Source organism: Kitasatospora sp. NPDC057595 (genome assembly GCF_042800875.1).
GTDB lineage: Bacteria > Actinomycetota > Actinomycetes > Streptomycetales > Streptomycetaceae > Kitasatospora.
The window spans coordinates 34,584-46,797 of sequence record NZ_JBHVGL010000034.1; the positions used below are offsets into that span (position 1 = coordinate 34,584).

The following is a 12,214-nucleotide window of genomic DNA, read 5'->3' on the forward strand; positions in this document are numbered from 1 at the left end:
CTTTGAGGCGATCAACGGCGACAGCCTGGCGGACCCGCGTTCAAGCCGGATGGAAGCCGCGTGCAAATTCCGTTCAAGGGATGGTCCTTATGCGTCACTCCTTGACTCGAAGTGTTCAAGATAGGTTCAATCGCAGCCATAACCGTGCAGTAACTGGGGAGATACGGTGGGTGGAACGATCTGGTTCGGCCTTCTGGGGCCCCTGGAGATCCGCGTCGCCGGAGCGGCGGTCATGGTGCCGGCCCGCGTCCGGATCCTGCTGGCGAGCCTGCTGTGCCGCGCCAACCAGACGGTCGGCGTGGACGAACTGGCCGACGCCGTCTGGAGCAACCAGCCGCCGCGCGCCGCCGTCACCACCCTGCGCAGCCACGTGCTGCGGCTGCGCCGACTGCTCGGGGAGGCGGCCGGACGGGTCGAGACCACCGGATCGGGCTACCGGATCGGCCTGGACCCGCACACCGAACTGGACGCCACCATCTTCACCGCGCGCGGCGAGTCCGCCCGCGCCGCCGCCCGGCGCGACGACTGGCAGACCGTCTCCCGCTCGGCCGCCGCCGCCCTGGAACTGTGGCGCGGATCGCCGCTGTCCGACGTGCCCTCGGATCCGCTGCACCGGGACGAGGTGCCGGGCTGGCTGGAGGCCCGCATCGAGCTCGCCGAACTCGCCGCCTGCGCCGACCTGCGGCTCGGCCGCACCACCGAGGCGATCCGGGTGCTCCGGCGGCTGGCCGCCGAGGAGCCGCACCGGGAGGGCGTGCACGCGCTGCTGATCGAGGCGCTGGCCGCCGCCGGGCGGCGCGCCGAGGCGCTGGCGGTCTACCGCCGGGTGCGCGCGGCACTCGCCGCCGACCTCGGCATCGAACCCGGCCCGCAGATCGCCGCCGTGCACCAACGGGTGCTCGGGCCGGGCGGCGCCGCGCCCCCGCGGGACACCCGCGGTGCGCCCGCCTCCGCCGAACCGGCCGAACCGGCCCGCCGGCCCCCGCCCTTCCCGGTCACCGTGCTCCGCCAACTCCCAGCCGACCTACCGACGTTCACCGGACGGAGCGCCGAACTCGGGGTCCTGCTGGACTCGGCCACCGCACCGGTCGGATCACCCGCCACCGTCCAGGTCATCGCGATCGAGGGGATGGCCGGCGTCGGCAAGACCCGGCTCGCCGTCCGCGCGGCCCACGAACTCGCCCGGGCCGGCCGGTTCAGCCAGCTCCAGCTCTACGTCAACCTGCGCGGCTTCGACCCGGACCACCGCCCGCTCGACCCGTCCGACGTCCTGGACGGGCTGCTGCGCGCCCTCGGCGTGGACGAGTCCCGGGTCCCGGCCGGACTGGACGCCCGCGCCGCGCTGTTCCGTGACCGCCTGCACGGCCGCGAGGCGTTGCTGCTGCTCGACAACGCCGCCGGAGAACCGCAGGTCCGCCCGCTCGTACCGGCCGGGCCCGGCTGCCTGGTCCTGGTCACCAGCCGCCGCCGGCTGGCCGGTCTGGAGGGCGCGAGCGCCCTGCCGCTCGACCCGCTCAGCCCGCCGGAGGCCGTCTCGCTCCTGGCCGCCGCCGCCGGGCCCGACCGGGTCGCCGCCGCCCAGGAGGCCGCGGAGCGCATCACCCGGCTCTGCGGCCGTCTCCCGCTCGCCCTCGCCCTGGCCGCCTCCCGGCTGCGTGCCCGCCCCGCTTGGGGCCTGGCCGACCTGGCCGAACACCTCGAACACGGCGGCATCCGGGCGATCGTGGCGGGCGACCGCTCGCTCTGCACCGCCTTCGACCTCTCCTACCGGGGCCTTCCGGAACCCGCCCGGCGGTTCTTCCGGCTGCTCGCCGACCACCCCGGCCGTGACTACACCGCCCGCTCCACCGCCGAACTCGCCGCCCTCGAACCGGCCTCCGCGCGCGAGGCGCTGGAGTCGCTGGTCGACGAGAACCTGCTGATCCAGGAGCGGGCCGAGCAGTACCGGCTGCACGACCTGCTGCACGCCTTCGCCGTCGAGGCCGCCGCGGCGCACCGGGAGGCCGGTGGAACGGCCTCGAGGGTTCGATGAAGTGACGAATCATCAGAAGAAGGGTCGATCAGGTGGTTCCGGATGGCGGCGTCGAGCGGGACCGGCACCGTGAACCGCCGTCCCCGCGGCGGGATCACCTGGGAGATCGCCGGACCGGGCGGGTGGCGCGGATCGCCGGGCCGGCCGAGGACCGCGGGCCGGGGGGCGCCGCCGCCCCTCCCGGCGGGGGCGGATCCCCGGTCAGGACGGTCCGGTAGAGGGTCTGGAGCTCCTTGCCGGGACCGGCGCCCAGCTCCTCGGCCAGCCGCCGCCGGACGGCGCCGTAGCGGTCCAGGGCCTCCGCGCCCCGCCCGGCCGCGTGCAGCGCCTGGATCAGCACGTACTCCAGGGGCTCCGCCAGCGGATACTCGATGGTGAGGTCGGGCACCGCGGAGATGACCGCGGTGGGCCGGCCGAGCCGGAACTCCGCCTGCGCCCACCGCATCACCGCGTCCAGCCGCCGCCGGTGCCAGCTCGCCCGGACCTGCGCGGCCCATTCGCCCGCGAGGCCGGCCAGCGGCTCCCCCCGCCACAGGCCCAGGGCCTCGGCGAGCGTCGCGGCCCGGGCCTCGTCGTCGCGCTGCCGGTCGTCGCCCTGCTCGACCAGCCGGCGGAACCGGTGGAGGTCCACCAGCTCGGGGTCGATGTCCAGTACGTAGCCGGCGTGCCGGCGCTCGATCCGCGCCGCCGTCCCGCTGCCGGGGGCGGCCGCCTGTCTCAGCAGCCCCCGGATCCTGCTCAGGTGCGCGTAGAGCACGGACCGGGGGTCGGCGGGCGGGTTGTGGCCCCAGACCCGGTCGATGAGCGCCTCCATCGCGATCGGTCTTCGGGCGTCGACGGTCAGCGCGGCCAGGACCACCTGCTGCCGAGGCGTCCCCACGTCGAGTGGCCGGCCCGCCGAGCGCAGCTCGATCTCGCCCAACAGCCGGAAGTCCACATGTACCCCCCGCGTGATCAACGGCGCCCGCGACACGTCCCCGGCGTCCCATGCTGGCTGGCCCGCAAGGTGACCGCAAGGTCGGTGCACAGGACGTGCCGCCAGGGTGTGGGGCGTCCGGGCCGCGACGAACGCCGGCCACCCGAGACCCCTGGAGGAAAGCACCATGCGGATACCCCTTCGCCGACGCTCCGACCGCTCCCGGCTCACTCCGGCCGCCGTGGTGGCGGCCGTGGCGTTCGCCGTCTTCACGGCCCTCGGCGCCACGCCCGCCCAGGCGGCGGGACCCGTCCACCACGAGCTGGTGAACGTCCGGACCGGGCTTCGCGCCGACGTCATGTGGGCGTCGACCGACGCGTACACCGGCGTCTTCCTGTGGCCGGACAACACCAGCGCCTCCCAGGAGTTCGAGCTGCTCGACAGCGGCAACGGGTACTTCCGGATCAAGGCCCGCCACTCCGGCCAGTGCCTCATGCTCGACTGGCGGGCGGGGACCTACTCGAACGGCACCGGCGTCATCCAGTACCCGTACTGCGACGCCGGCTACGCGCCGGCCGAGTGGACCACCGCCTGGGTGGGGCACACCTGTATGTGCTTCCCCACGACCATGATCCTGAAGAACCGGGCCACCGGCCGCTGCCTGGACGCGGACGGCCCGAGCGGCACGCCCGGAGTGCAGTCCCGCCTGATGCAGTGGGACTGCATCACCACCGACGAGGCGTGGAACACGGCGAACCAGAGCTGGAGCCTCCCGTAGCCGAGCCGAATGACGGCTCGGAAGGGCGGGCGGCCGGGTGGCCGCCCGCCCTTCCGTCGTACCCGGCGCATTTCCGGAGGGGGGTCATCCGATCTTGGCCATTTCTTCACGGCAGCGGGTGGCGGGTACATGCCAGGAGGATATTTCCGGCAATCGAAGGAAAGGGTTCGGGAATACGGCTCTGGTATTCTGATGAGCAGTCAGACGGATCGCTGCGGGCGCATGATTGCCATCATCCACAGAGAAGAGTCGACCTTGAAGAAGTCCGTCATCATCACCGGTGCCTCCTCGGGACTGGGGCTGGCCACCACGCGCGAACTCGCCGCTGCCGGAAGCCATGTGATCATGGCCTGCCGAAGCGTGCCGAAGGGGGAGGCCGCCGCGGCGGAGATCCGCGCGGCGATTCCCGACGCGAGTCTGGAGGTGGTCGAACTCGACCTTTCCGCGCTCTCGTCGGTTCGCGCCGGTGCCCGGGAAATCCTCGCGAAGTCCGACCGGCCGCCACTGCACGTGCTGATCTGCAATGCCGGAATCCAGGTGGTGAACGGTGTCCAGCGATCCAGTGACGGTTATGAACTGACGTTTGCGACGAACCACCTCGGGCATTTCCTGCTGACCCAACTCCTGGTCGACCACATCGTCGAGCCGGGCCGGGTGATCCTGGTTTCCAGCGAGGTCCACCAGGGGCCCCGGAAGTCGATGGGATTCCCGGCCCCGCGCTGGGAGGACCCGCAGGCGCTGGTCGATCCGGACCGCTCCGTGCTGGGCGATTCGGCCAAGTCCGGCCGGATCCGTTACGCGACCTCCAAGCTGGCGAACCTGTACGCCACCTACGAGCTGGCCCGGCGGGTCGTGCCGCGCGAGATCACGGTGAACGCCTTCGACCCCGGGCTGATGCCCGGCACCTCGCTGGACCGCGACTGGCCGCCGCGCATCCAGCGGGTCTACGCCCAGCTGACCCCGTTGCTGGTCAAGACGCTGCCGGGGGCCCGCTCCGTCGAGCAGTCCTCCGCCGACCTGGCCTGGCTGGCGACCGCGCCGGAGCCGGCCGGCACCACCGGCGCCTACTTCTCCGGCCGGCAGCCGCGCGAGAGCTCCAAGGAGTCGCACGACCGCACCCGGGCCGCCGAACTCTGGACGGCCTCCGAGCGGCTGGTCGCCGCGCACGGCTGACCCGGGCGGCACGCCGAGGGCCGTTCCGGAGACCGACTGGTCTCCGGAACGGCCTTCATTGTTTCAACCGCCCTGCACCCGAAGGGTGTTCAGGAGAGCGCCAGTACCGTCCCGGGCGAGCCCGACGAGGTCAGCCGGTGCAGCGCCCGGTCGACGCAGCGGTCGGCCAGCGCCGTCACCGTCAGCGCCGGCGGCACCGCCCCGGTCGAGCCGGGTATCAGCGAACTGTCGATCGCGAACAGGTTGTCGTAGCCGAGGACGTCGCCCGCCGGGCCGGTGGCCTTCCCCAGGACCACCCCGCCCAGGCAGTGCGCGGTGAGCGCCGGCGTCACCACATCCACCCTGATCCCGGGGTTCGCCCGGTCCAGCTTCGAGGTGGTCGCCGACATCGCGTCGGTGACCCGCTGGATCCGCGGGTCCGACTTCGGCCAGGTCAGCCCGACCTTGCCGGTGGCCGGCCGGTAGTCGAACCGGCCGAGCGCCGGCGGCACGGACAGGCCCAGCATGGTGCTGGCGAGCGAGCCGAGCTCCGGGTAGCCGAGCGGGAATCCGAGGAACGTCACCGGGGTCTCGGGGTCCGCCCAGTCGGTGGCCACGATGTGCGAGGGCCCGCCCTGCGCGGTGTCGCGCAGCGGCAGCCCGGCGCGGACGATGATGTGGTCCCCGCCCGTCCCCCAGTTGCGCCCCACCTGGTCGCCCAGCTTGGGGAGACCGCCCGTGGCCTTGGCCCGGACCAGCAGCCTCGTGGTGCCGAGCGAGCCGGCCGCCAGGAAGACGTAGCGGGCCGCGAACTGCGGACGGGCCGCGACCAGCCCCTGTTCGTCGATCCGCTCCGCCGAGATCAGGTACCGGTTGTCCACCGTGCTGATGTCCGTCACCTGGTGCAGCGGCAGTACCGAGACCCGTCCGGTGGCCTCGGCGGCCGCGAGGATCGAGCGGTCGACGCTGCGTTTGGCCCCGCTGTTGACGCCGAAGTCCGAGTGGCCGAGGATCGCCGACCGCACGGCGGTGCCGGCGATCTCGTTGCGGACGATCTGCCAGTCCACCGCCATGTCCGGGCGCAGCGTCGGCAGCCCGGCCCGTGCCGCCTCGGCCAGCAGGTCCCGCGCGTTGGCGTAGTACGGGGAGTTGAGCACGTCGTCCGGGATGGGGGCGACGCCGATCAGGCCGCGGGCCCGCGGGTACCAGACGTCCCGCATCTCGGCGTAGTCGAGCGAATCGCCGAAGCTGCGGCGGAAGAAGTCCTCCCGGGGCGCCATCATCACCGCGTTGTTCACCAGCGAGCCGCCGCCGACGCCCGCGCCGGCCAGGCCGATCACGCCGTCGCCCACGAAGGCCTCCAGCACCCCGGTGAACGGGTGGAAGCTCTGCTTGGTGAACGGCGAGGTGGTGGCGAGCCACGCGGCGCGGCCGTCCGGGGCCTGCGGGGTGCAGAAGGTGTCGCCCGCGGGCGTGATCGGCCAGCGGCGTCCGCGCTCCAGCAGCACGCTGCTGAAGCCGGCCTGGGCCAGCCGGAGCGCCGCCACCGAGCCGGCGTACCCGCTGCCGACAATGACCACGTCGACGGGCTCGGCGGCCCGGGCGACACCGCTCAGCAGGCCCCCCGACAGGGCGGCGGCGCCGGTGGCCGCCGCTCCGTAGCGGAGAATCTGCCGTCTGTTGAACACGGGTCCGTTCACTTCGTCCTCTCGAATGGCGCCGATGGCGGCGCCGGCGCTGGCGGTGCTGCTGGCGGTGCTGCTGGGGCGCTGACCGGGCCGGGGCTTCCTCAGGCCGTCACGCGGACGCCCATGCTCGCGATCCCGTACGAGCCCTGCGTGGTGCGCAGGCGCGGCGGGTCCTCCGGGTCCAGGGCGAGCCGGTCGAGGTGCGGGTAGAAGGAGCGGAACGCCGTCTCGGCGAGCAGCCGGGAGAGCGCGGCGCCCGGGCAGAAGTGCGGTCCGGCCCCGAAGCCCAGGTGGTCGCCCTTGGTGTCGCGGTCCAGGTCGAAGACGTCGGGGTTCTGGAACTTGCGCGGGTCGCGGTTGCCGGAGCCGATCAGCACGTGCACCAACTCGCCCGCGGGGATCGTGACATCGTGCAGGGTGACGTCCTCGGCGGCCCGGCGCAGCAGCCACTGGGTGGGGCTGTAGAGCCGCAGGTACTCCTCGATGAAGTCCCGGGTGAGGTCGGGCTCGGCGGTGAGCCGGTCGGCGAGCGCCTTGTCGGTCAGCAGCATGTGCACGCCGCCGCCGAGCAGGTTCATCGTGGTCTCGTGGCCGGCCGCGACGAACGACCAGGCCATGGTGACCAGTTCGTCGCGGGTCATGTCCCCGGCCTCCAGCTGCACGACCAGCTCGCCGAGGATGTCCTCCTGGTTGGGCTTGCCCTTGCGCTGGTGGGCGAGTTCGCCCATGTAGTTGCCGAATTCCACGATGTCCTCGAAGAATCCGGGCGCGAGGTCCGGGTCCATCCCGGCGGCGACCGCGAAGGACGCCATCACGGCCCCCGACCAGCGGCGCAGGTCCGCCTTGCGGTCGAGCGGGATGCCGAGCATCCCGCCGACCACCTTGAGCGGCAGCGCGGTGGTGAAGGCCTCGACGAACTCGACCTGCTCCTGCGCCAGGATCTCCTCGATCAGCTCGTCGACGATCTCCTGCACCCAGCCGCCGAGGGTGCGGACCAGTCGGGCGTTGAACGCCTTGTTGGCCATGTGGCGCAGCCGGGTGTGCTCGGGCGCGTCCCGGTTCACCAGCATCGGGAGGTTGAGGTAGTCGCCCTTGCGGATCTGCGAGGAGAAGAGCTTCTTGTCCTTCAGCGCGAGCGAGACGTCGTCGTAGCGGCTGAGGACGTAGAAGTCGGACCCGTCCCACATGCCGCCGGGGGCGTGGAACACCGGGTTCTCGTCCCGCAGCCGCACGTAGGTCGGCCAGGGGTTGAGGTGGTACTCGGGGTCACCCAGGTCGATCGTGATGGTCATGGTTGCCCTCTCTGTCAGGCATGGCTGTCCGGACTGCTGAGACGTGCGGGGACGTGCGGGGACGTGCGGGGACGTGCGGGAACATGCGGAGACGTGCGGGATCGTGCGGGGGAAGGCCGGCCCCGCCCGCCGCTGCAGGGTGGGCGGGGGCGGGGCCGGCGGCTCAGCCCGCCGTCGGGCTCTCCATGAAGCCGCTGGCGGTGAAGGACTCCAGGTAGGTGCGCACCAGCGCGGCGTCCAGCGGCGGGCAGCTGATGCCCGTCCCCTCCAGCGCCGCCCGGGTGTCCTCGGCGGCGGACTTCGGGAGCCGGACGTCGTCGACCGCGTCGTTGAGGAAGGGCACCAGACCGAGCAGCGCCATGGTGCCGGCCTCGCGCCCGGTCACCTTCTCCTTCCAGCGGGCGAACGTCATCCGCTCCATCGGGTAGCCGAACTCCTCGACCAGGTCGAAGAACTCGATCCAGGTCAGCTTGGTGTCATTGACCAGGTGGAAGGTCCGCCCGCTCAGCTCGGGCCGCCCGGCCAGCTCCACCACCGCGCGCGCCACGTAGTCGATCGGCGCGGGCTGCAGCGGCATCTCCACGTGGTCGGGCGCGATGCCGGCCTCGGCGCAGCCCTTGATCACCATGCTCAGGTGGTCCAGCCGGTTGAACGCCCCGGAGCTGCTGTGCGGGCCCGAGTTGATGCGGTGGATCGTGACCGGCACCCCGCGCTCGTGCGCGGTGCGGACCATGTGCTCGGCGACCCACTTCGACTGCGCGTAGCCGACCACCAGCGGGCCGCTGGTCAGCAGGTCCTGGCTCTCCGGCACGCTGTCGGCCTCGAACTCCTTGGAGGAGAACACCCCGACGGTGGAGATGAAGTGCACGGGCCTCGCCGCTCCGGCCGTCGCCAGCCGCAGCACCTCGCGGGTGCCGTCCACGTTGGCGGCCTCCAGACCGCTGTAGGGGTACGTCCACTTCACGGTCGCGCCGCAGTGGAAGATGTCGCCGATCCGCGCGTGCAGGCCGGTGAACTGCTCCTCGCCGAGGCCGAACCGGGGCTTGGAGAGGTCCCCGACGACCGGCACGATCCGGGTCGCGGCATCGCCGACGTCGACCCCGTAGGTGGTCAGGTTGGCGAGCACCCGGCGGAGGGCGTGCTGCTCGTTGTCGGCCCGGACCAGGCAGTGCACCGTGCCCGGGCGGCGCTCCAGCAGCTCGGCGAGCAGGAAGGCCCCGACGAAGCCGGTGGCACCGGTGAGCAGGACGTCCTGCGGGGCCGTCCCGGCCGGCTCGGACGGCACGGTGGCGGTGATCGACGCCTCCAGCTCCGCCTTCTCCACCATCTCCGCGACGGTCATCGAGCGCACCCGGCGGCTGCCGAGGCCGCGCGGGCGGGCCGCCGCCCGCGGCGCCGCGGGGGCGGGGGCGGGGGCGGGGGTGGCGGTTCCCGCGGCGGACGTCGCGGCGGGCGCGGACGCGGGGGCGCCCGGGGCGACGGCGGCGGCGGGAGCGCTGCCGGACGGCGGCTCCTCGCCCGCCGGGGCCGGTGCGGCAGGCTGCTCCAGCTCGTCCGCGACCCACTCCGCGAGGTCGGTCAGCCGGCCGCCGCTGAACACGATCTCCAGCGGCAGGCCCACCTCGAAGTCGCGGTCCACCTGGCTCTTCAGCTCGGCGAGCATCAGCGAGTCGGCGACCGTCGTGACCTCGGTCTCGGGGTCGACGTCCTCCGGCGCGGAGCCGAGCACGGCGGCCAGCAGCCGGACCAGGTGCCCGGTGACCGCCCGCTCCCGTTCGGCGGGCTCCGCCGCGCGGAGGGCGGCCAGGTCCACCGGGCCGACGGCTCCCGCCGCTCCCGCGGGCCGGCCGCTGGACACCATCCGCTCCAGCAGGGCCTCGCTGACCGGGCGGAACGACACCCCGCTCAGTTCGGCGACCAGCGAGCCGTCCGGCGCGGTCAGCCGCAGGTCCCCGGCCAGGGAGCCGTCGGCGGTCGCCCGGGTCACCACCGTGCACAGCACCTCGTCCGCCGCGACGGCGCCGTGCACGACCATCCGCTCGTAGCCGGTGCCCAGGTGGACCGGGCGCTCGGCCCAGTCGGCCGGCTGCGGGTGCCCCGCGATCGCGACCAGCTGCACGCAGGCGTCCAGCAGCAGCAGGTCGGCCCGGACGCCGGCCGCGACGCCCTTGGTCCGCGCGTCCGGCGGCACCAGCCGCCCGACCGCGACGCCCGGTCCCCGCCGCGCGGACTCCACCAGCTGGAAGCTCGGGCCGAGTCGGAACGCGGGGTGCCAGGCCCGGCGGTAGAACTCCTCGCCGTCCAGGGTGTCCTGGCAGCGCGTCCCGGCGTCCTCGAAGAGCGCCGCGGGTGTCACCTCGGCCGGGTCCCCGCCGGCCGGGGCCGCCGGGACGACCAGCGCCCGCAGGTGCTGCTGCCAGCCGGCCACCGGGTCCTTGCTGTGCACCCGGACCTCGGTCTTGCCGTCCGTCAGCGGGCCCAGCACCACCTGGACCGTGCGGGTGTCCTGGTCGGAGAGGACCAGCGGACGGGAGATCGAGAGGTCCTCGATCCCGACCGGTCCGTCGAAGGCCCGCTCGGCGCAGCGCAGGACCAGCTCCAGGTAGACCACGCCGGGCACCACGAGCCGTCCGTGCACCCGGTGCTCGGCGAGGAACGGCAGGGCGGCGAGGGAGAGTTCGCTCTCGCCGATCACCTCGCCGTCCGCCGTCTCCAGGATGTGCGGGCGCAGTGCGCGGCCGCCGCGCGAGGCGGTGGCGGTGCCCGCGGAGGTGTTCTGCGGCCAGTACTCCTGGCGCTGGAAGGGGTAGGTGGGCAGCTTGGCCGGGGAGGCCGGCCGGGTCACCACGGCGGACCAGTCGACCTCCCGGCCGCGGGCCCACACCTGGGCGAGGGACTCCAGCAGCACCCGGTGGGCCGAGGGCCCGTCGGCCGCCGGGGCCAGTCGCAGGGCGTCCTGGTCCCCGCCGCTGAGGGCGAGGGCGCCGGTGCCCAGTTCGAGGATGATCCCGACCCCGCTGTCCAGGGCCGACGCCAGCGCCGCGTCGAGCGTTGCGGGCCGGTCCGGCGCGCTGTCCGCGGAGCGGTTCCAGTACTCGGCGGTGGCCACCTCGGGGCCGGCCGGACCGGCCCGGTGGTCGAGGACCAGGTCGACGGCCGGGATGCGCAGCCGGACGTCGGCCAGGTCGGCCGAGCGGCCGGCCAGGGCCAGCCGGGCACCGTCCGCGATGCTGAAGACGCCCGCGAGGGCCGCCGCGGCGTACGCGCCGGCGCCCTGGCCGACGATCACGTCCGGGTCGACACCGACCGAGCGCCACCAGGCCCCGAGCGCCACCGTCGCCGCGTAGCGCGAGGCCGGGCCGTCGGCGGCGGCCAGTTCCTCGCCGGGGACGCCGAGGGCGGCGGCCACCGCGTCCACGGTCTCGGTCACCACCGGCAGCTTCCCGTACAGGCCGTCGGCCCGGGCGCCGCCGTCGGTGGCCACGAAGGCCGCCTGCGGCACCGGCCCGGCACCGCGACGGCCGGTCACCACACCGGGGGCGTCGGCGCCCTCGGCCACGGCGCGCAGTCGCTCGGCCAGGTCGGCGGAGGTCTCGACCACCACGGCGGCGCGGTCGCTGAGGTCGGCCCGGCCGACACCGGCCGACCAGGCGAGCTCGGCGGGCGTGAAGGCGTCGGCGGTGGCGGTGAACTCGGCCAGCCGGGCGGCCGATGCGCGCAGGGCCACCGCGCCGGAGCCGGAGACCTTGACCACCACGGGCCCGTCCGGGACCGGTTCGGCGGCGGCTTCCCGGACCGGCGGGGACTCCAGCACGACGTGGGCGTTGGTGCCGCCGAACCCGAAGGCCGACACGCCCGCGATGCGCCGCTCCTGCTCCCAGCGGGTCAGCTCGGTCGGCACCGAGACCGGCAGATCCGCCCAGGCCACGTGGGGGTTGGGCTCGACCAGGTTCAGGTGCGGCGGGATCCAGCCGCGCTGGACCGTCAGCACCGCCTTGATGAAGCCGGCGATGCCCGCCGCCGCCTCCAGGTGGCCGATGTTGGTCTTCACCGACCCCAGCGCCACCGGGCTGTCTTGTGCCCGGCCCTCGCCCAGCACCCGGCCCAGCGCCCGCACCTCGATCGGGTCGCCGAGCGGCGTGCCCGTCCCGTGCGCCTCGACGAAGCCGACCTCGGCGGCGGCGATCCCGGCCACCGAGAGCGCCCGCCGCACGACCTCCTGCTGGGAGGAGGCGCGCGGGACGGTCAGGCCGGAGCTCTTGCCGTCCTGGTTCACGGCGGAGCCGCGGACGACGGCGAGGATGTCGTCACCGGCGGCGAGGGCGTCGGAGAGGCGCTTGAGCACGACCACGCCGG

At 73.9% G+C, this 12,214-nt stretch carries 7 protein-coding genes; 3 read left to right on the forward strand and 4 right to left on the reverse strand.

What is annotated here, in order from left to right; all coding sequences use genetic code 11:
* Nucleotides 1-166 precede the first annotated feature (166 nt).
* Complete coding sequence (locus ACFU9E_RS33320; RefSeq protein ID WP_380684735.1) at nt 167-2,032, forward strand: BTAD domain-containing putative transcriptional regulator; 1,866 nt, start codon at nt 167-169, stop codon at nt 2,030-2,032.
* A gap of 94 nt (nt 2,033-2,126) precedes the next feature.
* On the opposite strand, the gene ACFU9E_RS33325 is transcribed toward ACFU9E_RS33320, so the two are convergent.
* Nucleotides 2,127-2,954, reverse strand: a complete 828-nt coding sequence (locus ACFU9E_RS33325) for a BTAD domain-containing putative transcriptional regulator (RefSeq protein ID WP_380684734.1) — start codon at nt 2,952-2,954, stop codon at nt 2,127-2,129.
* A 181-nt stretch (nt 2,955-3,135) separates the two neighbouring features.
* On the opposite strand from ACFU9E_RS33325, the gene ACFU9E_RS33330 reads away from it, so the two are divergent.
* Together ACFU9E_RS33330 and ACFU9E_RS33335 are read left to right on the forward strand one after the other, a co-directional pair.
* Entirely contained in the window at nt 3,136-3,726 is a 591-nt protein-coding gene (locus ACFU9E_RS33330) for an RICIN domain-containing protein (RefSeq protein ID WP_380684733.1), read from the forward strand.
* Nucleotides 3,727-3,981: 255 nt separating this feature from the next.
* Nucleotides 3,982-4,899, forward strand: coding sequence for an SDR family NAD(P)-dependent oxidoreductase (locus tag ACFU9E_RS33335; RefSeq protein WP_380715596.1), 918 nt, complete (start codon nt 3,982-3,984; stop codon nt 4,897-4,899).
* A gap of 89 nt (nt 4,900-4,988) precedes the next feature.
* Here the strand turns inward: ACFU9E_RS33335 and ACFU9E_RS33340 are convergent, their stop codons facing one another.
* The 3 genes from ACFU9E_RS33340 to ACFU9E_RS33350 form a co-directional block, all read right to left on the reverse strand.
* The gene (locus ACFU9E_RS33340) at nt 4,989-6,566 is read right to left on the reverse strand and encodes an FAD-binding protein (RefSeq protein WP_380688276.1); all 1,578 of its coding nucleotides are present in this window, start codon (nt 6,564-6,566) and stop codon (nt 4,989-4,991) included.
* A gap of 101 nt (nt 6,567-6,667) precedes the next feature.
* Entirely contained in the window at nt 6,668-7,858 is a 1,191-nt protein-coding gene (locus tag ACFU9E_RS33345; protein ID WP_380688278.1) for a cytochrome P450, read from the reverse strand.
* 163 nt (nt 7,859-8,021) lie between these two features.
* A complete protein-coding gene (locus ACFU9E_RS33350; protein ID WP_380715598.1) occupies nt 8,022-12,203 on the reverse strand; it encodes a thioester reductase domain-containing protein in 4,182 nt (1,393 codons plus the stop codon).
* Between the last annotated feature and the right edge of the window lie 11 nt (nt 12,204-12,214).